Genomic DNA, 26,183 nt, shown 5'->3' with positions numbered 1-26,183 from the left:
GGGTATGCCCAGCCCGTTCAAGCTCCGAAATCAGCAGGATGCCCGGATCGGGCACTAGCCCCGCACCTGCCCCTCGCCGCGGACCACGTACTTGGTGGTGGTGAGCTGGCGCAGACCCATGGGCCCCCGAGCATGCAGTTTCTGGGTGCTTATGCCGATCTCGGCACCGAAGCCGAACTCCTCACCGTCCACGAACCGGGTGGAAGCATTGACCAGCACCGCGGCGGCGTCCACCTCAGTGCAGAAGCGGTCGGCGGCCTCCAGATCGGCGGTGATGATGGCCTCGCTGTGGCCGCTGCCGGTCTCGTTCACATGGGCGATGGCCTCGTCGAGGCTGTTCACCACCTTCACCGACAGCTTCAAGTCGAGAAACTCCGTGAAGTAGTCGGCCTCGGTCGCCTCGCCGATGCGGTCCGGCCCCAGGATGGCCCGGGCCGATTCGTCGCCCACCAGCTCGACACCGGCCAGGTCGTCGGCCAGCGGCGGCAGCAACTCTTGGGCCACCGAGCGATGCACCACCAAAGACTCCGCCGCGTTGCACACCGACGGGCGCTGGGTCTTGGCGTTAACCACGATGCGCCGAGCCATGTCCAAATCGGCCGAGGCGTCGACGTACACGTGGCAGTTGCCGTCGCCGTCGATCACATAGGGCACGGTGGCGTTCTCCAGGATGGAGGCGATCAGGCCAGGGCCCCCTCGGGGGATGAGACAGTCGATGCTGTCTCGGAGCTGCATGAACTCGGCGGCGGCGCCATGGCTGGTGTCGGCCACCAGCACCAGGGCATCGCTGGGCAGGCCGGCCTTTTCGTAGGCGTCCCGCATCACCCCGGCAATGGCCAGGTTGGACCCCAACGCGCTGGACGACCCCCGCAAGAAGGCGGCATTGCCCGACTTGAGGCAGAGTCCCGCCGCGTCGCTGGTCACATTGGGGCGGCTCTCGTACACAATGGCCACCACGCCCAGGGGTGCCCGCACCTGGCTGATCCGCAGGCCGGAGGGCACCACCCAACCCCCGACGATCTCCCCCACCGGGTCGGCCAGCCCGGCCACCTTGCGCAAACCCCCGGCCATTGCCTCCAGCCGGGAGTCGGTGAGGCGGAGGCGGTCCACCAGTGTGGCGCTCATGCCCGATGCGGCAGCCGACTCCGCATCGGCCTGGTTGGCCTCCAACAAGTCGTCTCGGGCCTGCTCAAGCTGGTCGGCGGCCAGCCGCAGCGCATGGTTCTTGGTATCGGTGTCGGCAGTGGCCAGAACCCGGGCCGCCGTCTTGGCCCGGTCGGCCAGCTCAGCCATGGGGGTGTCAGCGCTCACCGCCCGAGCGTACCCGACTGCACCATCGGCTCCGGTAGCGTGTTTTGGCATTCCACCCGTTGAACAACAACTCGGCGGCCCCGACGATGCCCCGCGCCCCGGCGGCAAGGGGGCAATCCTGGTAGGGGCGGGAATATTCCTGTCCCGCATCTCCGGTATCGGCCGGGAGGCGGCCGTGGCCGCGTTCATCGGCGGGGGCCGCATCGGCGACGCCTATCGGGCCGCCCTGACCATCCCCCGCCTGCTTCAGAACCTGTTGGGCGAAGGCGTGCTGTCGGCCTCGTTCATTCCGATCTATTCGCAATTGGCCGAGCAGGACCGCCGCAAAGACGCCGGTCGGCTGGCCGGCGCGGTATTCGGACTGCTGGCCGTGGTCACCGGGCTGGTCGTGCTGGCCGGATGGATGCTGGCCAAGCCGCTGGTGTCGGTGCTGCTGTGGCGGCTGTCAGACGACACCGCCGACCTCACCGTGGAGTTGGTGCGGGTCATGTTCGCCGGGGTCGGATTCATCGTGCTGGCCGCGTGGGCGCTGGGGGTTCTGAACGCCCACCGCCGGTTCTTTCTGTCCTATGCCGCCCCGGTTATCTGGAATGCGGCCCAGGTGGCGTTCATGGTGGGGGCCTGGCTGGTGTGGCACAGCGTAGATCCCGCGACACGGGCTTCCGACATAGCCAGAATGGCCGCCTGGGGGGTGGTGTTGGGCGGGGCCCTCCAGTTCTTGGTGCAGGTGCCCCTGGTGCTCCGGCTGGTTCCATCGCTGCGGCTCAGCCTGAACTGGCGGCGCCCCGACGTGCGGATCGTGCTCAACCGGTTCGGGCCCGCGCTGATCGGGCGGGGCGTGGTGCAGGTGTCGGCCTATGTCGACTTGATCTTGGCCGGGCTGCTGGCCGGGGGGGCGATCGCCGCATTGGGGTTCGCCCAGGTTGTCTACTTCCTGCCCATCAGCCTGTTCGCCATGAGCGTGGCGGCCAGCGACCTGCCGGAGATGGCCAGAGAACAGGGCGACCCCGAGGCGCTGGCGCGCCGTCTGCAAACCGGGCTGGACCGCATCGGCTTCTACGTTCTGTACTCCGCGGTGGCGTTCATCACCCTGGGCGGGCTGATCGTGGGCGCGCTGCTGGAGCGGGGGCAGTTCAACGGCGACCACACCGTGCAGGTGTGGTGGATCCTGGCCGCCTACAGCCTGGGGCTGGTGGCCTCTGCGTCGTCCCGCCTGCTGCAAAACGCCTGCTTCGCGGCCGGCGACGCCAAAGGCCCGGCCCGGGTGGCGGCAGTGCGGGTGGTGCTGGCCGCCGCGGTGGGGGTGGTGCTCATGTTCAGCTTCGACTCCTATGCGGTGGTCAACGGCAGCGTGGAGCGACTGGGCGACTTCCAGGTGCTGTCGCCGCTGGCAGATGCCGAGCGGGCCGACGGTGCGGTGCGGTTGGGAGCGGTGGGCCTGGCCCTGGGAAGCACGGTAGCCGCCTGGGTGGAATACGGAATCCTGCGGCATCGGGTCCGATACCTGCTGCGCCGGCGCCGGGCGCTGCGGGGACCGGCAGGCCGCCTGGCCGTCGCCGCCCTGTCGGCCGCGGTGCTGGGCGGGGTGCTGGCCTGGGGGCTCGAGCCCCTTCCCGCGCTGTTCACCGCGCCGCTCGCGCTGTCATTGACGGGAGTGGTCTACATATCTCTGGGCCAGGCTGCCGGAGTGGGTGCCGCCCGCGAAGCCGCCGCGCTGATCGAGCGGGTTCTGGGCCAGGCAAAGAGCGCCCTGGCCAAGACAGTCCGGCAAAAGGACTGATTCGAAGCAGTGGCAGCCCTATGGCAGCACAGTCAACGAATCGCGGTGGATAACCTCGTCGGGCGCGCCAGGGGGCATTGCTTCAGAGCGCAAGCCGGCCACTGCGCCCATGTCGTCTGAGGACACCTCCACCAGGCCCCGGGCGAAGATCTGATCGTCGGGTCCCCGCACATCCACCGCATCGCCGGGCTGGAAAACGCCCTCGTGGCCGGTGATGCCGATGGCCAACAGCGAGGCGCCCCGCTCCACCACCGCCCCGCGGGCGCCGGCATCCACCCGCACCGTGCCGGAGGGCATCATGGCGAATCCGATCCACAGCTTGCGGGCGCTCAACCGCTGGGGCTGGGCGACCACCGTCGACCCGACGCCCGGCTGGCCGGCCAGCGCGTCGGCAACCACCCGGTGGCGATCGGCGGCCGCGATCACGGTCCTAACCCCCGACCAGCTGGCGATCCGGGCCGCAGCCAGCTTGGAGGCCATGCCCCCGCTGCCCCGCTCGGTGCCCGCTCCCCCGGCGGCGGCGGCCAGTTCTTCCAGCAGGCTCAGATCAGTTATCCGCTCCACGATCCGGGCCTCGGCGTCGGAGCGGGGATCAGCGGTGTGGACCCCCTCGGTGTCAGTCAAGAGCACCAGCAGCTCGGCGCCCACCATGTGGGCCACCAAGGCCGCGATGCGGTCGTTGTCCCCCCAGCGGATGGCATCGTCGGCCACCGCGTCGTTCTCGTTCACGATGGGGACGACGCCCAGCTTGAGCAGCCGATTGAGCGTGCGCTGGGCGTGAAGATACTGGGAGCGCTCCAGGAAGTCCCGGGGGGCCAGCAGCACTTGCCCGCAGATCAGGCCATAGCTGTGAAAGCGCTCCTGGTACATGGCCATCAGCCGGCTCTGGCCCACCGCGGATAGCGCCTGGAGGGTGACCGAGTCTCGGGGGCGGCCATGGTCGAAGCCAAGCACCGGGAGTCCGGCCCCGATCGCCCCGGAGCTGACCACCACCGCCTGATGCCCGCCGGACACCGCCTCGGCCACTTCGCTGCTCAGCTTGGCCACCGCCTCGGCTCTTATGGTCCCATCGGCCTCGGTAATCGACGACGTGCCTATCTTCACGACGACGATCACGATGTCGGCTCCTCGCCGAAGTACTCGTCGTCATCGTGGTATTCGAACTCCAAGGCGCCGATCCGGGCGGTGTCGCCCGACTTGATCCCAGCTCGGGCCAATGCCCGGTCCACCCCCAGCTTCTGGAGACGGCGGCGGGCAAAGTCCCATGCGCCGGGAGCGCTCAGGTCGGACAGTGCCACAGTGCGCTCCGCGGCCCGGCCCACCACCACATAGGCACCGTCATCGGCCCGCTCGACCCTGAAACCCGCGGGGGCCGGCCGGTGGACCACCACATCGCCGGAGCTTCCCGCGTCCAGCCCGCGATCTTGGTCGGATCGAGCGGCCCGAACTGCGCCGGCCATGGCCCTGATCAGCTCGGGCAGGCCGAGGCCGGTCACCCCGGAGATGCACAGCGCCCCCGGCGGCGGCTCAAGATGGCCGGCATCGGCTTTGGAGGCCACCAAGATCCGGGGCCGCTCCAGCAGCTCCGGTCGATAGGCGCCCAGCTCTTCCAACAGAACCCGCTGCTGCTCGACAGGGGGAATCTCCTCCACCGAGGCCAAATCGACCATGACCACCAAAGCACGGGCCCGCTCAGTGTGGCGCAAGAAGCGATGGCCGAGGCCGCGGCCCTCACTGGCTCCGGCAATAAGGCCGGGGATGTCGGCCACCACCATCTCGAAATCGTCGTCGGTGCGAACCACACCCAGGTTGGGCTCGAGGGTGGTGAAGGGATAGTCGGCGATCTTGGGGCGGGCTGCGGAGATACGGGATATCAGCGTGCTCTTGCCCGCGTTGGGAAAGCCGACCAGGGCCACGTCGGCCAACAGCTTCAACTCCAGCCCCAGCCAGCGCTGCTCGCCCTCCTCGCCCTGCTCGGCAAACGCCGGCGCCCGGTTCTGATGGGTGGAGAACCGGGCATTGCCCATGCCTCCTTGCCCTCCCGCGGCAGCCAGCCAGCGGACGCCGTCGGCGGCAAGGTCGGTGAGCACCTCACCATCTTGGCTTTTGACAACGGTTCCCACGGGAACCCGGACCAAAGTGTCATCGCCGGATGCGCCGTGGCGGCGCTTGCCCTGGCCGTGGCGACCGTTGCCCGCCCGGCGATGGGGGTGGTCTTTGAAGGCGATCAGCGAGGCTGCATTGTGGTCGGCCACCAGCCAGACGCCACCGCCGCTGCCACCGTCGCCGCCGTCGGGGCCGCCCTTGGCCACATGGGCCTCGCGGCGAAACGATACGCATCCGGCACCGCCGTCACCGCCTCGCGCATTCAACTGGCATTCGTCGGCGAACTGGGACATCGCATCCCAGCCTGACAGTCAGTTGGGGATGACGTCGACGAGTTTGCGGCGCCGTCGGTGGCCGAACTTGACCCGTCCGTCGGCGGTGGCGAACAGCGTGTCGTCGCGGCCGCGCCCCACGTTGGCTCCGGGATGGATGCGGGTACCCCGCTGGCGGACAATGATCGACCCCGCGGCCACCTGTGTGCCGTCGAACACCTTGACCCCAAGGTACTGGGGATTGGAGTCGCGGCCGTTGCGGGTGGAGCCGCCGCCTTTGGTCTTGGACATCTTTCGCTCCTCTAGGCCTTGATGGCGGTGATACGAATGCGGGACTTTTGCTGGCGGTGGCCCCACCGCCGGCGCTGGTTGCTCTTGTTCTTGTACGTGAAGCCGTTGATCTTGCGGTCCTTGACCGAGTCCACCACGGTAGCGGTTACCGTGGCCTGGCCGAGTTGGGCGGGGGCGGCGGTCACCGAATCGCCGTCCACCAACAGCACCGGGGTCAGCTCTACCTCCGCGCCGGGCTCGCCCAAAAGCTCCACATCGAGGGTCTGGCCCTCTTCGACTTTGTACTGCTTTCCGCCTGTGCGGATGACGGCATACACCGCGCTCAGGCTACCGGTCACGGCCGCCGCTTACTAGTTTGCGGTCCAGTTCCAACCCCCGCCCCTCGCAGGTCGGGCATACCGACGAGCACGACTCCAGCAGTCCCTCGCCGATGCGCTTGCGGGTCATCTCCACCAATCCCAGATCGGATATGTCGAGCACCTGGGTTCGGGTCTTGTCCCAGGCCAGCGACTCCCGGAAGACCTTCATAACCCCTTCCCGGTTGTTCCGCTTCTCCATGTCCACGAAGTCGATCACGATGATCCCGCCGATGTCGCGCAGCCGGAGCTGACGGGGGATCTCTTTAGCTGCCTCCAAATTGTTGCGGAACACGGTCTCCTCCAGGTTGGAGTCGCCCACGTTCTTGCCGGTGTTCACGTCGATGACGGTCAGGGCCTCGGTGTTCTCGATGATGAGCGAGCCGCCGCCGGGCAGCCATACCTTCTTGTCCAAGGCCTTGACGAACTGCTCGTGAACGTGATGGCGCTCCAGCAGGCTCAGATGCTCGCGCTCCGCGTCGTAGCACTCGAGCCTCTCGGCCAACTCAGGCGCCACGCTGGACACATAGTCGCTGACGTCCTCGAAGAGCCGGCGATCGTCGATGTGGACCGAGCGGAAATCCTGGTTGAACTCCTCCCGAATCACCCGCACCGCCATCTCCGGCTCCCGGTAGAGCAGCCCCGGGATCTGGCTCCGCTTGCTCAACGCGTCGATCTGCTCCCACTGGGAGACCAGCCGCTTCACATCGCGCTCCAGTTCCTTGGCGGTGATGTTCTCAGCCGCGGTGCGGACGATGATCCCGTGCTCTTCGGGCTTGCACCGGTCCAGCACTTTGCGGAGGCGCTTGCGCTCCTTGTCGGGCAGCCGCTTGGAGATGCCGTAGGTCTTGGAGTTGGGCACCAGCACCACGAACCGGCCCGGCAGCGACACCTCCTGGGTCAACCGGGCGCCCTTGTGGGCTATGGGGTTCTTGGTGACCTGGCACAAAATGGTCTGGCGGGCCTCCAACAGGTTCTCGATGCGGGGCGCCCCCTGAGAGCTCTCCACATCATCGGGGTCGAACACCACATCGCCCCGGTACAGCACCGCGTTCTTGGGTGTGCCGATGTCCACGAAGGCAGCTTCCATGCCGGGCAGCACATTCTGAACCCGGCCCAGGTAGATATTGCCGTGGATCTCGCTTACATCGTCCGCCGGCCGGGAGACGTAGTGCTCGATCAGCGCTCGGCCCTCCACCACCGCGATCTGGGTGGTTTCGGGGCGCACTTGGACAAGCATCATGTAGCGGCCCACCGGACGGCCCTTGCGGCGGCGGCCCCGACGGCGCTCCAGGGTCTTTTCATCCAGCTCCACCGGGCCGTCGGAAACCTGGTGCTCCACCGGCTGCACGGGGCGGTTCCCGCCCCCTCGTCCTCGTCCGCCCCGGCGGCGGCGGCGCTTGCGACCCGCACCCGATCCGCTGCCCCCCGAACCCGAGCCCCCGCCGGAAGCCGATCCGTTGCCGCTGGGCGCGGGGCGGGAATCGCCGATCTTGGGCCGGTCGCCGGAAGGCGCGGGGCGGGAGTCCCCGATCTTGGGCCGGTTGCCGGAGGATGTCGTCGCGGGGCGGGAGTCCCCGATCTTGGGGCTGGTCTCGCTCTTGGCGCCTTCAGACCGCTGGGAAGAGTCAGCCTGCCTGTTTCTGCCGGCGGACCGCTTGGCAGTCCGCTCTGTTGAGTCGCTCATTGGTGTAGTCCTTTCTCATTGCACACCGACCAGGGTGTGCTGAGCAGGGGCTGCTCTCATTGCGCACCGACCAGGGTGCGCGGCAAAGGGGCTGCGCCGACTTCAAGTGGCTCCAAGCGGGCGCCATCCTGCTCAATCCATTGACGAGTGCGCCGAACCAGTACCGGACGGTACGGCAGTTCGGAAGCGGCAAAGAGATCCGACGGTCGAGCCGACCGAGGCTGGGTGCCCAAAGTGGCCAAGAGGCGAACCCCCCGGATCGTCGGCTCACCGACCTCCAGTGCGCGCACCTGAGGGGCCAAGTCGTCGGTGGTCTGTTTGCCTTTGCGTTCTCGCGTGACCATTAGCGTAGCCGCGCCGCGCACCTGTTCCACCCATCGGGCGAGATCGCCGGGCGACGCGCCCAGCAACTCGATGTCCCAGTCGCAGATTGTCACCGCCTGCTGCAACGACATCGTCCCCGGCGCCAGCGCCGACCCCCCGGTAGCGGCAATCCCATCGGGCAACACGTTGACCAGGGCGTCCAGCACCTCGCCTTCTGCCATCTCGGCGCACTTGAAGTCGACATCCAGATACTCGGCGTCCGATTCGTACCCGGTGGCCAGCGCCAGCCCGAAATGCAGTTTGGCCCGGGGCGAGAATCCCTCGGTCTGGGCCACCGGCAGCCCGGTGCGCCGCAGCGAGCGCTCCCAGATGCGAGCCGTGTCCCGATGGCTGGTGAACCGGATTCGACCGCTTTTGCTGTACCGCAGCCTGACGCGGGATCGAGGCGCCTGGTTAGGATTCACGAGGAGGCCTTTGAGCCCGCGCCGGAGAGCTGCACGGCCACTGCTGCGGGCGGCTGGTACCCGGTGGCAATTTGGCCGGTGCCCTGGCTGCCCCCGGCCGGCGGAACGGCTGAGGCCACAATGTGCTCGATGCTGTAGCCGGTACAGGCCCCGCAGTCGTAGCACGGAGTCCAGCGGCAGTCCTCCAAGCCCACCTCGTTCAGGGCATCTCGCCAGTCCTGCCACAAGAAGTCCTTGTGCAGACCGGCCGACAGGTGATCCCAGGGCAGAGCTTCGTCTTCGGCGCGGTGGCGGTACACATACCAGTCCACCGACAGCCCGTGCTTGGCCATGGCCTGCGTCCAGCGGTCGTAGTCGAAGTGCTCGGACCACTCCTGGAAGGTGCCGCCCTGCCGCCACACCTCCTCGATGACCCGGCCGATGCGGCGGTCGCCCCGGCTGGCTATGCCCTCCACCAGGGTGGCCTTGGGGTCGTGCCACTTCATCTGGACGCCCCGGTTCCGCTTGATGTCGTCGCGCAGCAAGAAGATCTTGCGCTGGAGCTCAGACACCGTGTTCTGGCCGAACCACTGGAAGGGGGTGAACGGTTTGGGAACGAACCCGCCCAGCGAGACCGTAACCGAGGGGTTCTTGGTGTGAGCCCGGCCCAGCTCCACGCAGTTGCGGGCCAGTTCCCCGATGGCGAGGGTGTCGGCGTCTGTCTCGGTGGGCAGGCCGGTGAGGAAGTAGAGCTTCATGCGCCGCCACCCCTGGGAGAATGCCGACTCCACCGCGCCGTAGAGGTCCCGCTCGTCGATGAGCTTGTTGATCACCTGGCGCATCCGCCACGACCCGGCTTCGGGGGCGAAGGTCAGCCCGGTGCGCCGGGCCCGCTGGATCTGGGCGGCCAGCCCCACGGTGAAGGCGTCCACCCGCAGGCTGGGCAGCGACACCGACACCTCGCCGGCGCCGCAGTCCATGGTGGCGGACACCACCTCTTCGATCCCGCTGAAATCGGCAGTGGACAGCGAGGTCAGCGCCACCTCGTCATAGCCGGAGCGGGCCAGCCCGTCGGCCACCATGGTGCGGACCTGCTCGGCGGGCCGCTCCCGCACCGGGCGGGTGATCATTCCCGCCTGGCAGAAGCGGCACCCCCGGGTGCAGCCCCGGAACACTTCCACGTTCAGACGGTCGTGGACCACCTCGGTGAGCGGCACCAACTGGCGCTTGGGGTACGGCCAGGCGGCCAGGTCGGCCACCGTGCGCTTCTCCACCACCGCGGGCACGTCGTCGAACCGGGGCGTGATCGAAACCAGCGCCGGGCCGTCATAGGCCACCTCATAAAGAGACGGCACGTACACGCCCTCCACGGCGGCCAGTTCCCGCAGAACTGCCTGGCGCGATTTCTTGCCGGCCATCTTCCAGTCGCGGATCACCGCGTTGATCTCGGTGACCGCCTCCTCACCGTCGCCCAACACGAAGAAGTCGACGAAGTCGGCCAGCGGCTCGGGGTTGTAGGTGCAGTGCCCGCCGGCGCCGATCAGCAGGTCGCCGTCGGCCCGGCGCTCGGCCCGCACCGGCGCCCCGGCCAGGTCGATGCAGTTGAGCACATTGGTGTAGACCAACTCGGCCGACAGATTGAACGCCAGCACGTCGAAATCCGCCGCCCGCCGGTGGGTGTCCACCGAGAACAGCGGCAGGCCCGAGGCCCGCATCTCGGCCTCCATGTCCACCCAGGGGGCGTAGGCCCGCTCGGCCACCGCGTCGTCCCGCTCGTTGAGGATCTCATAGAGGATCTGAAGGCCCTGGTTGGGCAGGCCGATCTCGTAGGTGTCGGGATAGGCCAGCAGCCACGCCGCCTTCGACCGATGGTGCTCCGGTTCCACCATCCCGCCTTCTCCGCCGATGTAGCGCGCCGGCTTCGACACCTCGGGCAGCACCAACTCCAATTCCGGCCAAAGCGACATCGGCACCAATCTACCCTTGGACGGAGAAACGGCAGAACCAGATCAAACAAGCCGGCTCATTGATCCGCCCTGTGCCCGGATTCAAACGAACCGGCGCATACGCACGTTCAGAACCAGGCCGATGCCGATGAGGGTGACTATGGCCGAAGAGCCGCCGTAGGAAACCAGGGGCAGGGGAATGCCGGTGATGGGGGTGATGCCCAGGGTCATCCCCACCGCCTCGAACATCTGGAACAAGATCATGGCGAAGACCCCTGAGCAGAGCAGCGCGCCGAACCGGTCTCGGGCCAGGCGGACAGCTTGGAGTATCCGCAAGAGCAGCAGGGCGTAGAGGCCCAGGGTGGTGGCCGCGCCGACGAAGCCGAACTCTTCGCCGATCACGGTGAAGATGAAGTCGGTGTGCTGCTGGGGCACCAAGCCGCTCAGAGTCTGGGAGCCCTCGCCGTAGCCGGTTCCGTGTATCCCGCCGTTGCCGATGGCGATCTGGGCTTGGCGCTGCTGGAAAGCGGCCTCGGTGATATCGCTGGCCGGATCCACGAAGGTGCGAAGCCGGTTGGTCTGGTACTCCTCCAGCATGTTGGAGTTGACCATCAGCATCACCACCGTGGTGGCGACCAGGGCGATGCCGATGACCTGGCGGAAGCGGATGCCGCCGATCAGCAGCAGCACGAACCCGATGAACACGTAGATCAGGGCCGTGCCCACATCGGGCTGGAGCAGGACCAAAAGGCCGGGCCATGCGACGATGCCCACGGCAAAAGACACCCGGGAGGCGCTCATTTGGTCTTCGAAGCGGGACAAGAACGCGGCCACCGCGACGATCACCGCGAGCTTCTGAAACTCCGAGGGCTGAAGCTGGAAGTCGCCGAACCGGAACCACGATCGAGCGCCGTTGACCTCCTCGCCCAGCGGCCCCAGCACAACGATCAGCGCCAGAATGCCCACGCCGTATATGGCCACCGCGAACTTCGCCAGCTCCTGGTACGGAACCCACGCCGCGAACACCATGAACAGCGCCCCGGCCACCGCGAACAGCGACTGCCGCTCCAAGAAGAAGGTGTCGAAGTTCTCCGAGTCACGTCCCCGAGTGGTGCTGTAGATGGCCCCCACGCCGATGGCGGCCAATCCCGCTGCGGCCAGGATCAGAAGGACGTCTATGTGCAGCCACGGCGCGTACGGGCTGCTCCGGGAGTCCAACTCCCGGGACCGGCGCTCCTCCAGGGAGATTACCGCCATCAGGCCCCTCCCTCCGACGAGGCCTCGACTCCATCGGGTTGGTTCTCCGCGCCCTCGGCCGGTCCACCCCGATCGGCCTCCTGGTTATCGGCGCCCTCGGCCGGCTCGGTCAGGTCGGAGAGGTCATCGATGGTCCGCACCGCGGGCACCGTGTCGGTGGCAATGGGTTCCAGCACACGACGCACCGCGGGAGCGGCCACCGACGCCCCGAAGCCCGACTCCTCCATGATCGCCACAACAACATACTCGGGGTCGGGATTGGGGCCGAAGGCGGCGAACAGCGAGTTGTCGGCCTTGCCCACCACCTCGGCGGTGCCGGTCTTGCCCGCCACCGGCCACTGCTCATGGGGGAATCCGGCGAATGCGAAATAGGCGGTGCCGTCCAATTCGCCGGCCACTCCGAGCAGGCCTTGGAGGATCGGCCTCCGGATGTCATCGGGCATGTAGACCTGGTTGAGCACCCGGTCGGCGAAGGCCTGCACCACCTCACCGGTGACCGGGTTCTCAACCCGGTCCACAATCTTGGGGGCATAGAGCGTGCCCCCGTTGGCGAACGCGGCGTAGCCGTTGGCCAGCTGCAATGGGGTGGCGCCCAGCACGCCCTGGCCGATGGCCAAAACGATGGAGTCGCCGGTTCGCCATGTCTCTCCCGCGGCCTCTGCCGCCGACGGGGAGGGCACCCGGCCCAACCCCTCGCCGGGCAGGGCGATGCCAGACTGGGCGCCGAAGCCGAACAGCACCGCAGCTCGCTGGATGCCCTCACGGTCGAAGCGGTCGGCCCGGTCCATGGTGTCGCCCAGGTAGTAGAAGTACACGTCGGACGACACGGTGATGGCTCGGACCAGGTCGACCGGCCCATAGATGGCCTCTTGCGCGTTCTTGAAGGTACACGAGGCGATGGAGGCCTCCTCGCAGGAAGGCACCACGTAGACTCCGGCGTCTTCGAAGAGGGTGCGCGTGTCCAACACCCCTCGGGGGCCGATCACGCCGCTGTTCAGCGCGGCGTAGGCGGTGAACAGTTTGAATGTGGACCCCGGCGGATAAATGCCGGCCAGGGCCCGGTTGTGCAACGGCTGGTGGTTGTTCGGGTCCTGAAGCTCCGCCCACCGCTCGTCGGAGAAGCCGCTGACGAACTCGCTCGGCGAGTACGTGGGAAATGACGCCATCGCCAGCACTTCCGCTCCGTTGGGGTCCAGCACCACCATGGCGCCGCCGGGCGCATTGAACGGGAGGGCCTCGGGGTCTTCCCGCTCTTGCTGGCGAGCCTCGGCCAGACCGGCCAGCAGCTCTTGTTCGGCCAGCGCCTGGATGTCGATGTCCAAGGTGAGGTGGACGTCGGCGCCGGCAACCGGATCGACCTGCTCGATCACCCGCACCGGATCGCCGACGTTGTCCACTTCGAGCCGGGTGTGGCCGGGAACCCCTCTCAGCGCCGACTCAAAGGATGCCTCTATGCCGGTCTGCCCGATCTCGTCATTTCTCCGGTAGGTCTTGGGGTCGTCGGCCACCAGCTCGTACTGCTCTTCGCTGAGCAGGGAGACATAGCCCAGAATGTGGGCAGCCAAGTCGCCGTAGGGGTAGGTGCGGACGCTGCGGAGGTCGGTGCTCACACCGGGGAACTCATCGGCCCGCTCAGCCAGGATGATCTCAAAGTTCTCGGTGACATCGTCGGCCACCGGCACCGAATCGAGCGGGCCGTAACGGGGATCGGCCAGCGCATCGTTGATCTCGAACACCTTGGTGAGGCGGCCAGCCCGGCTGATCTCGGTGGCTAGGCGCAGAACCAGTGACTGTTGACCGTCCTCTTCAAACTCGGTGTCGTAGGTGAACCGGTCCACCCTCACTATCAAGGACTCCCGGTTGTCCACCAGCACATTGCCATTGCGGTCGAAGATTCGCCCCCGGGGCGCGGGCTCATAGACCACTCGGACAGTGTTGGCCGCAGCCTGCTCCACGAACTCCTCCGAGCTCAACACCTGGAGGAACCACAGTCGGGCCACCAGCGCACCGAAGGCCAACAGGGCCAGCAGGGCCAGAAAGCTGAGCCTTATGCGAAGCGACTCGGGGCTCAACGCTCTTCTCCCAGAACCCTCGGCCACGACCAGCGCCACAGGCCCAGCAGGGGCAGGCTCAGCACCAGGTTGTAGGCCGATGCCACCCCTATGACCAGGTACAGGCGGTCGGTGTAGAGGTTTGCCTGGCCCAAGAGCTCGCCGAGCACCGCGTACACCAACAGCCCGCCGCCGGTGGCCACCGCGGCGACCAGCACGTTTATCCACCAGGCGCTGCGGAAGATCCGCTCTTCCAGCAGCCCCACGGCATACCCCCACACGGCGTAGATGAGAGCCGAGAGGCCGAACAGCGTGGGCAGGTACAGATCTATGCCCAGCCCGATGGCGAACCCGGCGACCGCCCCCCGCTCAGGGCCGCCGACGAGGCCGGCGGTGACCGCGATGGCCAGGGGAACCTCGGGGGCGACCCCGAGCACCCGCAGATCGGAGAACAGCGCCAGATGGAACACCAGCGCGGTGACCAGGATCAGGGCGCTTCGCGCGTACGCGCTCACTGCGGTCATGGCTGCTGCCTCACGGAGTCGCCGAGGATTGCCCCATGGCGCGCCACAGCGATTGGCCGCATCACGAGTCTTCCGCCAGAGGGTCGTAGAGCAGCACGGTCATGAAGCCCAGGCTGTCGGTGTTGGCCGAGGGGTTCACGGTGAGTATCTGGAACAGCCGGGCCTCGTCGTAGTCGATCTCGGTGACGGTGCCGATGGGGATGCCGGCGGGATAGCGGCTGCGGTCCACACCGCTGGTCACGACCTCGTCGCCTACGGCCACTTCGGTGTCGATCTCCAACCCCTTGCCCACTATCAGCGGCTCTCCGTGGCCGCTGCCCGAGGCCAGTGCCACGTCGTCGGTGCCCACCACCAGCACGCCCACCTCGAAACCGGGGTCGGTGATCAGCGCCACCCGGGAGTGCCGGCGACCGGGATCGCCGTCAATTCGGCCGATGAGCCCGCCCCTGGTGACCACCGGCATCCCGTTGCGCACCCCGTCTGCGGCGCCGCGGTTGATCTGAACCGAATAACGGTCGAAGTTGCCCACGTTGGCGGTCACCACTTCGGCCACGACGTTGGGGATGTCCTGCACATAGGGTAGTCCCAGCACATCGAGCAGAGACTCCAAGCGAATGGCCGCGTCGGTGTCCAGGATCTGCTGGCCCTCGATCTTTTGCAACTCCTCGCGCAGCACGAGATTCTCGGCTTCCAGTTCGTCATACTCGGTGATGCCGCTCCAGGCGTCGCCCACCGGGCCGAACAGCCGATCAGCCCCCGAGCGCAGCGGTGAGATCAGATCGGTGAGGGTCTCCTCAGTGCGCTGGAGGGGCTCGAAATCGCGGGCGTCCAGGGTGAGCAGGGTCGCTGAGGTGAGCAGCAGGAAGATGAGGGTGACTCGCGACCGTCCTGTGCGAGTGCCCGTTGCCACGGGGCCGAACCGAGCGATCAGTCGTACGACGACGAGAAGAGGAGCCCCTCGAGCGCGTCAAACTCCTCCAGCGACTGGCCCGAGCCAATGGCCACGGCGTGGAGAGGATTGGGCGCCAAGCGAATCGGCATCCCCGTCTCTTCCTCGAGTCGAGAGACGAGGCCGTGCAACAGGGCCCCGCCACCGGCCAGCACGATGCCCGCCTCCATGATGTCGGCGGCCAGTTCGGGGGGAGTCTCATCCAGCGTCACTTTGACCGCGTCCACAATCGACCGAACCACCTCGGAGATAGCCTCGCGGATCTCGGAGGTGGAAGTGACCACCGTCTTGGGCAGCCCGGTGACCATGTCCTGCCCCCGAACCTCGGCATAGCGGTCCTCGCTGCCCGCCCACGCCGACCCCAGCACCATCTTGACCTCTTCGGCCGTGCGATGGCCGATGGTGAGGCTGTGCTCCTTCTTGAAGAAGGCGATGATGTCCTCGTCCATCCGATCACCGCCCATCCGGATCGACTGTCCGCTGACCACTCCGCCCAGCGAGATCATGGCCACCTCGGTTGTGCCTCCGCCGATGTCCACGATCATGTTGCCCGAGGCCTCCTGCACGGGAAGGCCGGAGCCTATGGCCGCGGCCATAGGCTCCTCGATGATGTAGACCGGCTTCTTCGCCCCGGCGGAGACTGCCGCTTCCTGCACAGCCCGCTGCTCCACGGGGGTGATGCCGGATGGTACGCATATCACCATGCGGGGCCGGGTCAATCGCCCTGGAGACACACGCTGGATGAAATACCTCAGCATCTTCTCGCAGATGTCGAAGTTGGCTATCACCCCGTCTTTGAGCGGACGGATGGCCTGGATATGAGCCGGTGTGCGACCCAGCATCCGCTTGGCCTCAGTGCCTACCGCCAAGGGCATGCCATCGCTGGTGACCGCCACCACCGAGGGCTCGTTGATGAGAAGGCCCTCGCCGCGGACATACACCAGCGTGTTGGCGGTGCCCAGGTCGATCGCGACATCGCGGCCCGACAGTCCGCTGCTGGAAGAGAACCGCCGCTTCGCCATACCGCAAGGTTAGAGCAGCCGACCCGATTCCGCACACCGGTTCAAAAGCCGCATTCCACAGGTCGGGGAAGAAGGGCGACGCTGAAAAGGCATCGGACACAGCGGCGTGCCCCATCTCACAGGTCGGGAAAGAAGATCGCGATCTCCCGCTCTGCGGAGCCGTTGCTGTCGGAGCCGTGGACGAGGTTCTCGGTTACCTCCAGGCCGTAGTCGCCCCGGATCGTCCCCGGCGGGGAATCCAGGGGGTTGGTGGCCCCCATCATGGAGCGGACGACGGCGTACACGTCGTCGGGGCCCTCGAGCACCAAGGCGACCGACGGGGAGCGGCCGATGAACGCCGCCAAGTCCGGGTAGAACGGGCGGTCCACATGCTCGGCGTAGTGGCAGGCCGCCAGATCGGCGTCGATGGTCAGCATGCGCATGGCTGCGATCCGCAGACCCCGGGCTTCGAAGCGCGACAAGATGGCCCCCACCAAGCCCCTCTCCACCGCATCGGGCTTGCACAGGACCAGTGTTCGATTCACCGCCAGAACCCTGCTGATCTAGACCTGTCATTCAACACCGCAGAAATCCTACTGACCCCGGGGCGCTAGGTGAAGGCGAGCCTCGCCGGCGGTGTACAGGGAGCCGGTGACAACCACCGCGTCGTTTTCAGTCGACAACGCCAGGGCCCGTTCCACCGCCTCGGCCACATCGCCGGCCACCTCGGCATCGATCCCCCGGTTGCGGGCCGCGTCCGCCAGATCGGCCGCAGGCAGGGCCCGCGGCCAACCGGGAGCGCAGCACACCACCCGGTCGCAACGGGCGCCGGAGTCGTCAATGGCGGCCAGCATGGCCTCGGGATCCTTGTCGCGCATCATGCCGACCACCCAGGTGACCGCGCCCAACACGGTGAACTGCTCGGCCAGGGCGGCGCCAGTGGCGGCCAGACCGTCAGGGTTGTGGGCCCCATCGACCACCACCAGGGGCTGGCGGTCCACCACCTCGAATCGGGCCGGAAACGCCACATCGCCCAAAGCCCCCAGGACCGGCTCATCCAAGTCTTTGCCCACCAGGGACTCGAACGCGGTGATGGCCAGCGCGGCGTTGTGCCCCTGGTGGGGGCCGAACAGGCTGACGTAGACGTCTTCGTAGCTGGCCAGGGGGGTGCGGACCGTGATCAGCCGTCCGCCCACCGCGGGGCGGTTCTCCTCCAGTTCGAAGTGCCGGCCTGAGACCAGAAGCTCCCTGGGCGACTCCTCAGCGGCAATCGCCACCAACTCGGCGCCCATCGGCCCCAGCACGGCGGTGGCGCCGGAATGGAGGATGCCCGCCTTCTCCCCCATCACCACTGCCTCCCATCCGAGACGGCCATCGGTGTGGTCGCGGCCGATGTTGGTGATGACCGAAACCCGGCTGTTCACCAGGTTGGTGGCGTCGTAGCGGCCCAGTTTTCCCACCTCCACCACGGCCAAATCCACGGCCACATCGGCGAACCAGCGCAGGGCGGCCGCAGTCACCAGCTCGAACCAAGAGGGCGGGCCACTGTCCTGGGCGGCGGCCAGATGACCCTCCACCAACCGCATATGGCCCAACAGCTCGGTCAGCTCGGCATCGCTGACAGGGTCGCCGCCCACGGCCATGCGCTCGTTGATGCGCTCTACATGAGGGCTGGCGTATACCCCTGCGGTCATCCCCCACGCCTGGGCCAGCGCGGCTGTCATCACGGCCACCGAGCCCTTGCCGTTGGTGCCGGAGATGTGAACAGCCGGGTAGTCGGCCTGGGGGTCGCCCAGCGCGGCCAGCAGCCCCCGCATGGGCGCCAGCGACAGGCCGTCGGCGTCGCCGGCCGTAGCCTCCAGATTGACGTGGCCGTCCAGCCACGCCCGGGCCTCGGCCAACGAGGGGAAGAACGCCCGACTGCCCATGCCGACGCTCAGCCGGTCACTGGAAGGGCGCCAGGCGCTCAGCTGGCTTGGCGACGGGACCGGTCGGTTGACCGGACCTCGGCCGCGCTCAGCATCTGGGGGGCCTCTTCGCCGCGAACGGTCTTGGCGCCGACCAAGCACTGAACTACGTCGTCGCGGCTGGGCAGCTCGTACATGACGTCGAGCAGCACCTCCTCCAAGATGGCCCGCAGGCCCCGGGCCCCGGCATTGCGGCTGAGGGCCAGCTCGGCCACCTCAGACAGGGCTTCGTCGCTAAAGACCAGTTCCACGTTCTCGAACTCGAAGAACTTGCAGTACTGCTTGACCAGGGCGTTCTTGGGCTCAACCAGGATCCGCACCAGCATGTCCCGCTCTAGGTGGGACACCACGCCGACCACCGGCAGGCGGCCGATGAATTCGGGGATGAGGCCGAACTTGATCAGGTCCTCGGGTTGAACCTGGGTGAACAGCTCCCCGTGGTCCCTCTCCACATCGGAGCGGATGTCCGCGCCGAAGCCGACTCCCACGTTGCCCACCCGGTGCTCGATGATCTGCTCCAACCCGGCGAAGGCGCCGCCCACGATGAACAGCACGTTGGTGGTGTCGATCTGGATGAACTCCTGATGGGGGTGCTTGCGCCCGCCCTGGGGCGGCACCGACGCGGTAGTGCCCTCCAAGATCTTCAGCAGGGCCTGCTGCACGCCCTCGCCGGACACGTCCCGGGTGATCGACGGGTTCTCGCTCTTGCGGGAGATCTTGTCAATCTCGTCGATGTAGATTATGCCGGTCTCCGCCTTCTTGATGTCGTAGTCGGCGGCTTGGATGAGCTTGAGGAGGATGTTCTCCACATCCTCGCCCACATAGCCGGCCTCGGTCAGCGCGGTGGCGTCCGCGATGGCGAAGGGCACGTTGAGCATTCGAGCCAGGGTCTGGGCCATCAGCGTCTTGCCGCAGCCGGTGGGCCCGAGCAGCAGTATGTTCGACTTGGACAGCTCCACCTCGGGGTCGGACGCGCCCATCTGAACCCGCTTGTAGTGGTTGTACACCGCCACCGACAGAATCCGCTTGGCGTGCTCTTGGCCGATGATGTAGTCGTTCAAAAAGGTGTAGATGTCCTGGGGCTTGGGCAGTTCCTTGAACCCGACGTCGGCGCCTTCGGCCAGCTCCTCCTCGATGATCTCGTTGCACAGGTCGATGCACTCGTCGCAGATGTAGACGCCGGGACCGGCGATCATCTTCTTGACCTGCTTCTGGGTTTTCCCGCAGAAGCTGCATTTGAGCAGCTCGCCGCCCTCGCCGAATTTAGCCATGGCCTCTGCTCCCCCGGCTCAGTCGGCGTTCGCAAGCAGGCATGTCGCGCTTGGCCATCTGTCCAGACCCCCTCTACCGGATGGCCGTGATCGGTCCGGCGTTGTCGGCGGCATCACGTGACGAGATGACCTCGTCGATGAGCCCGTACTCTTTGGCGTCCTCAGCGGTCATCACGTAATCGCGATCGGTGTCCTGCTTGACCTTGTCGAGATCTTGGCCGGTGTGGCGGACCAGAAGCTGTTCAAGCTGGTCTTTGAGCCGCTGGATCTCCCGCGAGGCGATCTCAATGTCGGACACCTGTCCGGATGCCCCGGCATAGGGCTGGTGAATCAGCATCCTGGAGTGGGGCAGCGCCAAGCGCTTGCCGGGGGCACCCGCGGCCAAGAGGACTGCGGCGGCCGAGGCCGCCTGCCCGAAGCAGATGGTGGTGATGTCGGGCTTCAGGTACTGCATAGTGTCGTAGATGGCGAACATGGCATTGATGTCGCCGCCCGGGCTGTTGATGTAGAGGTTGATGTCTTTGTCGGGGTTCTCCGACTCCAAGTGCAGCAGTTGGGCGCAGATGAGGTTGGCCACCGTGTCGTCGATGGGAGTGCCCAAAAAGATGATGTTCTCTTTGAGCAGCCGGGAATAGAGGTCGAACGACCGCTCGCCCCGGTTGGTCTGCTCGACCACGACGGGAACCATGTAGTTCTGAGGGTTCATGTTGCTTGGCTCTCGATGGAGGGGGGGGGAAGTCCGGTGTCGTCGTCGGGGTCAAGGCTAGACCGTTCGACGGGGTTTCCGGCGCTATCGGTAATCTCGACCCGGTCCAAGACCCATTCCCGGGCCTTTCGCATCTGTGCGTCCAATCGTATCGCCTTGAGGCTGCTTTCCTCGCCGGCGAACACCGACGACTTGACCTCCTCCACGGTCTGGCCCACCTGGGCGGCCAGCGTGGCCAGCTCAAGGTCGACGTCCTGGTCGGTGGCCTCGATGGACTCCGCGGCGGCCACCGCCCGCAGGGCCAGGTCGGTCTTCGCCTCCTGGAGGGCCGGTTCCCGAAGCGCCCCGGCCAGCTCCTCGGCGGTCTGGCCGATGACCTCGAGATAGTCGCCGATCTCGACGCCTTGGCTGCCCAGTCGCAACTGGAGGGTACGGATGCGGTGCTGCACCTCGGCGTCCACCAACGCCTCGGGAATGTCGTCGATCACCAACCCGGCGAGTTGTTCACCCACTTGGCCGGCCAGCAGGGCCGAGGCGTTGGCCCGCTTGGTTCGGGCGATGTTCCCGGAGATGTCGGCCCGCAGCTCCTCCGCGGTGTCGAACTCAGAGGCCTCTTGGGCGAACTCGTCGTCGAAATCGGGCAGAACCGTCTCCTGCACCTCCTTGACCAGGATGCGGAACCGCAAGAGCCCGTCCTCGTCTTCGTCGGGGTGCTCGGCGTTGAACTCCAAGATGTCGCCGGCCTTGGATCCCCGGAGCTGCTCGTCGATCTCTGGCACCACTGCCCCTTGGCCCACCTCGTAGGCGTAGCCGTCTACGGTGAGGCCTTCGACTTCCTCGCCGTTGTAAGTCCCGTAGATGTCCATGGTCACGCTGTCACCGTCGATGGCCGCCCGGGAGACGGGGGCCAGGTCGCCGAACTGCTTGCGGAGCTGGTCCACCTGCTGGCTGATCTCCTCTTCGGTGGGCTCGGGATTGGGCACCTCGGCTTTGAGCTGGTCGTAGCCGGCGATGGTGACCAGGGGGCGGATCTCCACCACCGCGTCAAAGCTGACCGGGCCCTCTTCGGCTCCGCTGGTGATGTCGATCTCCGGCACCGAGATGACGTCCACATCGTGGTCGCGCAGGGCCTGGGTGTAGTACTCGGGCACCGCGTCGCTGAGGGCCTCTCCCCGAGCCGCCTGGGGGCCCAGCCGGGCTTCCAGCACTCGGCGAGGGGCTTTTCCGGGGCGGAATCCGGGCAGGCGGACCTCTCGGGCGAGCTTGCGGAAAGCCTCGTCGAGCTTCTCCTCGAATTCCTCAGCCTCGATGTCCACCGACACCTTGACCCGGTTGCCCTCCAAAGCCTCGACGGTGCTCCTCACAGATGGGGCAGTTTACCGGCGACCCCCTGAATCCTCGTGTCGTAGCCGATGGCCGCAGAGTGCCGTTATCATTCCAAGCCAGCCACGCGGGTGTAGTTCAGTGGTAGAACCCCAGCCTTCCAAGCTGATGACGCGAGTTCGATTCTCGTCACCCGCTCTCGTCGAATTGCTTCTGCTCAGCAGCATCAGAATTGGAAGTAGATGTAGTCGGCCACCCCCTCGGGGCCGAGGGCTACAACGATCATGATCCACACTGAGAAAGCCACCGCGGTCACGCCGATCGGGGCCTTGGCCAGTACCCCCGCCCCCTTCTGGGCCCAGGCTCGCGGGAAGAACTGGGCAACAAGGGCGGCGGCGATGGCCAAGGCCACCAGAGGGTTCAACAGCTCTGGGCCGGCGCCCCAGCCGGTGAACAGCCGGCCCAGCACATCGCCGGCGCGGTCCAGCGTCTCGCTGTTGAACAGCACCCAGCCCAGGCACACGAAATGGAAGACCCAGAAACGCCGCATCCATAGCCGGGCGGTGTCGGATGGCGCCCAGTGCCAGCCCCACCCCCAGCGCCAGCCCTTCAGGCTCACTTCTCGCGGCGGGCGGCGCTTTGCGGCCTCGCCCCGCCAGCGCTCCAAGGCCAGGCCGGCACCGTGGTAGACGCCCCAGAGAACGAACGCCCCGGCTGCGCCGTGCCACAGACCGCCCAGAGCCATGGTGGCGAGCAGATTCCGGTAGGTGGCCAGGCGCCCCCGGCGGTTGCCTCCCAGGGGGATGTAGAGGTAGTCCCGCAGCCAACGCGACAGCGTCATGTGCCACCGCCGCCAGAAGTCCTGGATGGAATCGGCCTTATAGGGCAAGTCGAAGTTCTGGGGGAAGCGGAACCCCATCAGCAGGGCCACGCCTATGGCCATGTCGGTATAGCCGGAGAAGTCGGCGTAGATCTGCACCGCGTAGCCGTAGATCCCGGCGAGTATGTCCAGCGCGCCATGCTCTCCGGGCGACTCGAAGGCATCTTCCACCACCGCTCGTGCCAGGAAGTCGGCAATCACCACCTTCTTGAACATGCCCCGGCCAATGAGTTTGACGGCATGGGCCACCTCTGCCCGGTCGGGGCGGGCCTCTGAGCGCAGCTGGGGCAAGAACTCGGTAGCCCGCACTATGGGGCCGGCCACCAACTGGGGAAAGAACGACAAATACACCGCGAAGTCGAGCAGGCCGGCCTCTTCGGTGCGCCCCCGGTGCACATCCACCACATAGCTGATGGCCTGGAACGTGAAGAACGACACTCCCACGGGCAGCACGATGTCGAGCGCCGGGCTGGAGACTCCCAGATTGCGGTCGAGGCTGTCGGTGAAGAAGTCGTAGTACTTGAAAAAGGCCAGAACACCGAGGCTCAGCGCTACCCCGCCGGCCAGCGCGACCTTGCGAACCCGATCGGCGGCCGCTCTCACGTTGATCGCCACAGCCGCCGCGTTCCCCAAGGTCATGGCCACCAAAAGCAGCACGAAGCGGGCATCCCAGGCGGCGTAGAACCAGTAGGAGGCGCCCAGCAAGAACAACTTCCACGGCACTGGCCACCGCCTCAGCCCCCACGCCACCGGCAGCACCACGGCAAAGAACACCGCAAAGGTGAAGGTGGGAAAAAGCACCGCCGCCGACCCTACCCGCCCCGCATAATCCCCATCACAAAGCGCCCCCGCCCCCGCGCAGGTTCACACCTTTCCGATGTCCCGCGACATCACACAGCGCCCCCGGCAGGATTCGAACCTGCGACCTGATGATTAGAAGTCAACTGCTCTGTCCGGACTGAGCTACAGGGGCGGGTCGGCGCATTGGCCGGTCGTTTCGAGTGTATTGCCCACTGGGGTCAGGTCGGCAGCGGGTTTGAAATGGCGGGTAGCTGCAACGCTGCTGATGAGGTTGGGGGAGCGCGTCTTCGAACAGGCAGGCCTGCTGGACCCACCCACGTTACGTTCCTCGAACGCCATTCACCTCGCCGCAGCCCTTGATCTAGGCCATGACCTGGAAGGCATCGTCACCTACGACACGCGACTGGCCGAGGCCGCGGCACACAACGGTGTGCGCGTTGTATCGCCAGGAGCGAACCGGTAACCAGCCAAGTACCGCTTGTCGGAAGACAAAGACGCAAGTGCCAGGCAACAAGGCCGTTCCCAGTAACGTCGGCGGTATGGATGTACTCGCCACTTCAGGCGGAGTGGCGTTTGTGCGCACTCCGGGGGAGCAGTTTGGCGGGATAGGCGACTATCCGTATGAGCCGCGCTATGTCAAGGTGGATGGGTTGCGGATGGGGCATGTGGTGGTGGAGCCGGACGGCTGGTTGACAACGCCACCGCCACCGAGCTGACCGAATCTGCACAGGAGGCCTACCGGGCGCCGTTCCCCGAAGAGCGCTACATGGCCGGAGCCAGCCACTTCATCCAAGAAGACCAGGGCCCCGCGCTGGCCGAGGCCATCATCGCCTGGCTGGGCTGACTCTGCCCATCGGCCGGGAAGGCAAACAGTTTCCCGGTCCCGGTGAACTGGCCCTAGACTGACCGGGCCATGCGGGCCGTAGCTCAGTTAGGTTAGAGCGCCGGGTTGTGGTCCCGGAGGTCGGGGGTTCAAATCCCCTCGGTCCGCCTCACATGCCCCTCTAGCTCAACTGGCAGAGCAACGGACTCTTAATCCGCAGGTTCTGGGTTCGAATCCCAGGGGGGGTACTAACGGGACCTCCGCACAGTTGTCCGAAGTTCCCAAATCCTCCACAAACCCCCAGCGTACCGGCTCTTTTTGCCGCTTCGCAGCGGTATGCTGTTCCCAGTCATTACCGTGTTATCCCCAATAAATGGGGGATATAATTCCGCTCCTCGCCGCCGCCAAAGTGAATGCATCCGGGCCGGGAAAGCACCAAGAAGGGCAGGGATTGTTCCTGCGAGTGTAGGAATCCGGGTCGAGATGTTGGGTTCCGCGGCTGACCGTTGACGGTCGCCGCCGGGAGATCGGTTTGGGCGGCTGGCCCAACGTGAGCCTTGCCGACGCCCGCAAGAAGGCTCTTGAGCATCGAGCAGCCGTGGCTGTCGGACGCGATCCCCTCTCAGAAAAGCGCCGAGCGGATGTGCCGACTTTCCGTGAGGCAGCCAAACCGGTATATGGCGCGAACAGGCCGCGGTGGAAAAGCGAGGCACACGCCGCCCGCTGGTGGGCGTCGCTGGAGAACCATGTGTTCCCGGTGATTGGAGACATAGCCGTGGACCGCATCACCCAGTCGGATGTGCTGGAATGTCTGGAGCCGATCTGGACTACTCGCCCCGAGGCGGCTCGCAAAGTCCGCCAGAGGATCCGCACGGTGCTGCGCTGGTGCCAGGCTCATGGCTATGTGCAATTCAATATGGCCGGAGAGGTGATCGATGGGGCTCTGCCTCCGATGCCGCGGGTTCAGTCCCATTTCCGATCCTTGCCCTACACCGAGGTGGCAGACGCGCTCGCGGTGGTGGATCAGTCCGGAGCGTCGCAGTCCACCAAGCTGTGTTCGCGGTTCGTCGTTTTGACCGCAGCCCGCTCCGGAGAGGCCCGCAACGCGGTATGGGATGAGGTCGACTTCGGAGCCCGCGAGTGGAAGATACCGGCAGAGCGGATGAAGGCCGCTTCTGAGCACCGGGTGCCGCATAGCGACGCAGCCCTCGACGTGCTGGATCAGGCCAAGGACTACCACGACGGCTCCGATTTGATCTTCCCGTCGCCGCTCAAGCCGGGCAGGCCGCTGTCGGACGTGACACTTATCAAGATCCTTCGCGATGTCGGGCTCGCCGACCGGGCCACCGTTCGCGGCTTCCGGGCGTCGTTCAGAACCTGGGCGCTAGAGGAGACAGACACGCCCTGGGCGGTGTGCGAGGCCGCGTTGGCCCATACCCTGGGCGATGCGGTGCAGCAGTCGTACATCCGCGGCGACGCCTTCGCCAAGCGCCGCAAGCTCATGGACCAGCGGGCGCAGTTCTTGGAACTCCCATTGGCGAGGGCGTGCCCGCCTGCCGCGGTGTTCAGTCATCGCCGTAGAGGCGGTCGGTGGCGGCGAGCCAGGCGGGGTTTTGGGGCCATTGCTCGGCGGCGGCGGTGAGGATTTCCGCGGCGGCGAGGCGTAGTTCCTTTCGGGGGGTGGGGTCGGCGATGAGCTGGTCGAGCCATTCGTCGGTGACGGTGGGCAGGGGTGGTCCGATGGTGGCGGCGATGGCTTCGGCGGTTTGTTCGTCGTTTTGGTCTACGGCGTCGACGAGAAGGGCGATGTCGGTTCTGACTTGTGGGGCGAGGGCCCAGTCGGCGGGGCTCTCGCGTATGACCCAGCCGTCTTTTTCGGCTCGTCTCATGAGGCTGCGGACGTTCTCTTGGGTGGAGCGGAGGATGCCGGCCACCTCGTCGGTCTTGGCCCGGTTGGCGCCGGCGGCGACGAGCACGGCGAGCAGCGACTCGCGGGCTTTGCGCATGGGCTTGTTGGCAGAGTAGAGGTTGAACACTTTCGCGCAGCGGGCTTTGATGCCGTCGGCTCGGGCGAGCAGCTCTTCGCGGGTTGCGGGGGGTTGGGCGAGGGTTTC

23 protein-coding genes, 4 tRNA genes and 1 pseudogene are annotated in these 26,183 nt (G+C 66.6%); 7 read left to right on the top strand and 21 right to left on the bottom strand.

Translation table 11 applies throughout. The features are described 5' to 3' along the window. Positions 1-54: 54 nt before the first annotated feature. Entirely contained in the window at positions 55-1,311 is a 1,257-nt protein-coding gene (locus ACOGXA_RS01140; protein ID WP_419925458.1) for a glutamate-5-semialdehyde dehydrogenase, read from the bottom strand. Between ACOGXA_RS01140 and murJ the strand changes: the two genes are divergently transcribed. Further along, positions 1,244-3,091, top strand: a complete 1,848-nt coding sequence (murJ, locus tag ACOGXA_RS01135; RefSeq protein WP_419925457.1) for a murein biosynthesis integral membrane protein MurJ — start codon at positions 1,244-1,246, stop codon at positions 3,089-3,091. The genes ACOGXA_RS01140 and murJ overlap by 68 nt on opposite strands. 18 nt (positions 3,092-3,109) lie before the next feature. Here murJ and proB read toward each other — a convergent pair whose 3' ends face one another. The 17 genes from proB to tig all read right to left on the bottom strand — a co-directional run bounded on the left by proB (position 3,110) and on the right by tig (position 21,606). Continuing rightward, the gene (gene proB / locus ACOGXA_RS01130) at positions 3,110-4,207 is read right to left on the bottom strand and encodes a glutamate 5-kinase (RefSeq protein WP_419925456.1); all 1,098 of its coding nucleotides are present in this window, start codon (positions 4,205-4,207) and stop codon (positions 3,110-3,112) included. Then, positions 4,204-5,490: a GTPase ObgE gene (gene obgE / locus ACOGXA_RS01125; protein WP_419925455.1), complete on the bottom strand. Its 1,287-nt coding sequence runs from the start codon at positions 5,488-5,490 to the stop codon at positions 4,204-4,206. Before obgE ends, proB begins: the two co-directional genes overlap by 4 nt. Positions 5,491-5,508: 18 nt before the next feature. After that, positions 5,509-5,760 carry a 50S ribosomal protein L27 gene (gene rpmA / locus ACOGXA_RS01120; protein WP_419925454.1) on the bottom strand — a complete coding sequence of 84 codons (252 nt, stop codon included), beginning with the start codon at positions 5,758-5,760 and terminating at the stop codon, positions 5,509-5,511. A gap of 11 nt (positions 5,761-5,771) precedes the next feature. Then, positions 5,772-6,098, bottom strand: a complete 327-nt coding sequence (gene rplU / locus ACOGXA_RS01115) for a 50S ribosomal protein L21 (protein WP_419925453.1) — start codon at positions 6,096-6,098, stop codon at positions 5,772-5,774. Further along, complete coding sequence (locus ACOGXA_RS01110) at positions 6,088-7,803, bottom strand: Rne/Rng family ribonuclease (protein WP_419925452.1); 1,716 nt, start codon at positions 7,801-7,803, stop codon at positions 6,088-6,090. Before ACOGXA_RS01110 ends, rplU begins: the two co-directional genes overlap by 11 nt. Positions 7,804-7,859: 56 nt before the next feature. Beyond that, positions 7,860-8,591, bottom strand: coding sequence for a TIGR03936 family radical SAM-associated protein (locus ACOGXA_RS01105; protein ID WP_419925451.1), 732 nt, complete (start codon positions 8,589-8,591; stop codon positions 7,860-7,862). Continuing rightward, a complete protein-coding gene (locus tag ACOGXA_RS01100; RefSeq protein ID WP_419925450.1) occupies positions 8,588-10,537 on the bottom strand; it encodes a TIGR03960 family B12-binding radical SAM protein in 1,950 nt (649 codons plus the stop codon). The genes ACOGXA_RS01105 and ACOGXA_RS01100 overlap by 4 nt, the downstream gene beginning before the upstream one ends. Before the next feature lie 81 nt (positions 10,538-10,618). Further along, entirely contained in the window at positions 10,619-11,773 is a 1,155-nt protein-coding gene (rodA, locus tag ACOGXA_RS01095; RefSeq protein ID WP_419925449.1) for a rod shape-determining protein RodA, read from the bottom strand. Further along, entirely contained in the window at positions 11,773-13,845 is a 2,073-nt protein-coding gene (gene mrdA, locus ACOGXA_RS01090) for a penicillin-binding protein 2 (protein ID WP_419925448.1), read from the bottom strand. Before mrdA ends, rodA begins: the two co-directional genes overlap by 1 nt. Next, a complete protein-coding gene (gene mreD / locus ACOGXA_RS01085) occupies positions 13,842-14,339 on the bottom strand; it encodes a rod shape-determining protein MreD (protein WP_419925447.1) in 498 nt (165 codons plus the stop codon). Before mreD ends, mrdA begins: the two co-directional genes overlap by 4 nt. Positions 14,340-14,409: 70 nt before the next feature. Further along, on the bottom strand, positions 14,410-15,258 hold the full coding sequence (gene mreC, locus ACOGXA_RS01080) for a rod shape-determining protein MreC (RefSeq protein WP_419925446.1): 849 nt from the start codon (positions 15,256-15,258) through the stop codon (positions 14,410-14,412). 17 nt (positions 15,259-15,275) lie between these two features. After that, on the bottom strand, positions 15,276-16,319 hold the full coding sequence (locus tag ACOGXA_RS01075; RefSeq protein WP_419925445.1) for a rod shape-determining protein: 1,044 nt from the start codon (positions 16,317-16,319) through the stop codon (positions 15,276-15,278). Positions 16,320-16,435: 116 nt separating this feature from the next. After that, the gene (gene ndk, locus ACOGXA_RS01070; protein WP_419925444.1) at positions 16,436-16,843 is read right to left on the bottom strand and encodes a nucleoside-diphosphate kinase; all 408 of its coding nucleotides are present in this window, start codon (positions 16,841-16,843) and stop codon (positions 16,436-16,438) included. A gap of 48 nt (positions 16,844-16,891) precedes the next feature. Further along, the gene (locus ACOGXA_RS01065; protein WP_419925443.1) at positions 16,892-18,226 is read right to left on the bottom strand and encodes a bifunctional folylpolyglutamate synthase/dihydrofolate synthase; all 1,335 of its coding nucleotides are present in this window, start codon (positions 18,224-18,226) and stop codon (positions 16,892-16,894) included. A 38-nt stretch (positions 18,227-18,264) separates the two neighbouring features. Beyond that, complete coding sequence (clpX, locus tag ACOGXA_RS01060; RefSeq protein ID WP_419925442.1) at positions 18,265-19,536, bottom strand: ATP-dependent Clp protease ATP-binding subunit ClpX; 1,272 nt, start codon at positions 19,534-19,536, stop codon at positions 18,265-18,267. Positions 19,537-19,609: 73 nt separating this feature from the next. Further along, positions 19,610-20,242 (bottom strand): ATP-dependent Clp protease proteolytic subunit, encoded by a 633-nt coding sequence (locus ACOGXA_RS01055; protein WP_419925441.1) that lies wholly within the window; start codon positions 20,240-20,242, stop codon positions 19,610-19,612. Beyond that, positions 20,239-21,606 carry a trigger factor gene (tig, locus tag ACOGXA_RS01050; protein WP_419925440.1) on the bottom strand — a complete coding sequence of 456 codons (1,368 nt, stop codon included), beginning with the start codon at positions 21,604-21,606 and terminating at the stop codon, positions 20,239-20,241. The genes ACOGXA_RS01055 and tig overlap by 4 nt, the downstream gene beginning before the upstream one ends. 86 nt (positions 21,607-21,692) lie before the next feature. Between tig and ACOGXA_RS01045 the strand changes: the two genes are divergently transcribed. Next, a tRNA-Gly gene (locus ACOGXA_RS01045) sits at positions 21,693-21,763 on the top strand. Between the two features lie 28 nt (positions 21,764-21,791). On the opposite strand, the gene ACOGXA_RS01040 is transcribed toward ACOGXA_RS01045, so the two are convergent. After that, a complete protein-coding gene (locus ACOGXA_RS01040; RefSeq protein ID WP_419925439.1) occupies positions 21,792-23,246 on the bottom strand; it encodes an MBOAT family O-acyltransferase in 1,455 nt (484 codons plus the stop codon). 97 nt (positions 23,247-23,343) lie between these two features. Further along, positions 23,344-23,418: transfer RNA gene (locus ACOGXA_RS01035), tRNA-Arg, on the bottom strand. A gap of 367 nt (positions 23,419-23,785) precedes the next feature. Between ACOGXA_RS01035 and ACOGXA_RS01030 the strand changes: the two genes are divergently transcribed. From ACOGXA_RS01030 to ACOGXA_RS01010, 5 genes and pseudogenes are all read left to right on the top strand, one after another. After that, positions 23,786-23,962: a hypothetical protein gene (locus tag ACOGXA_RS01030; protein ID WP_419925438.1), complete on the top strand. Its 177-nt coding sequence runs from the start codon at positions 23,786-23,788 to the stop codon at positions 23,960-23,962. A 200-nt stretch (positions 23,963-24,162) separates the two neighbouring features. Beyond that, positions 24,163-24,237: transfer RNA gene (locus ACOGXA_RS01025), tRNA-His, on the top strand. A 7-nt stretch (positions 24,238-24,244) separates the two neighbouring features. Next, positions 24,245-24,317 (top strand) — tRNA-Lys (locus ACOGXA_RS01020). A gap of 236 nt (positions 24,318-24,553) precedes the next feature. Beyond that, positions 24,554-24,982 (top strand): annotated as a pseudogene (locus tag ACOGXA_RS01015) (tyrosine-type recombinase/integrase); the annotation flags it as partial. A gap of 3 nt (positions 24,983-24,985) precedes the next feature. Continuing rightward, entirely contained in the window at positions 24,986-25,711 is a 726-nt protein-coding gene (locus ACOGXA_RS01010) for a tyrosine-type recombinase/integrase (protein ID WP_419927022.1), read from the top strand. On the opposite strand, the gene ACOGXA_RS01005 is transcribed toward ACOGXA_RS01010, so the two are convergent. Continuing rightward, a complete protein-coding gene (locus ACOGXA_RS01005; protein WP_419925437.1) occupies positions 25,635-26,075 on the bottom strand; it encodes a hypothetical protein in 441 nt (146 codons plus the stop codon). The genes ACOGXA_RS01010 and ACOGXA_RS01005 overlap by 77 nt on opposite strands. Positions 26,076-26,183 lie beyond the last annotated feature (108 nt).

The organism is Candidatus Poriferisocius sp., from assembly GCF_965208475.1.
Classification (GTDB): domain Bacteria; phylum Actinomycetota; class Acidimicrobiia; order Acidimicrobiales; family Bin134; genus Poriferisocius.
The sequence above is the reverse complement of the archived record's forward strand: the minus strand, read 5'-3'. Positions and strand labels throughout refer to the sequence as shown.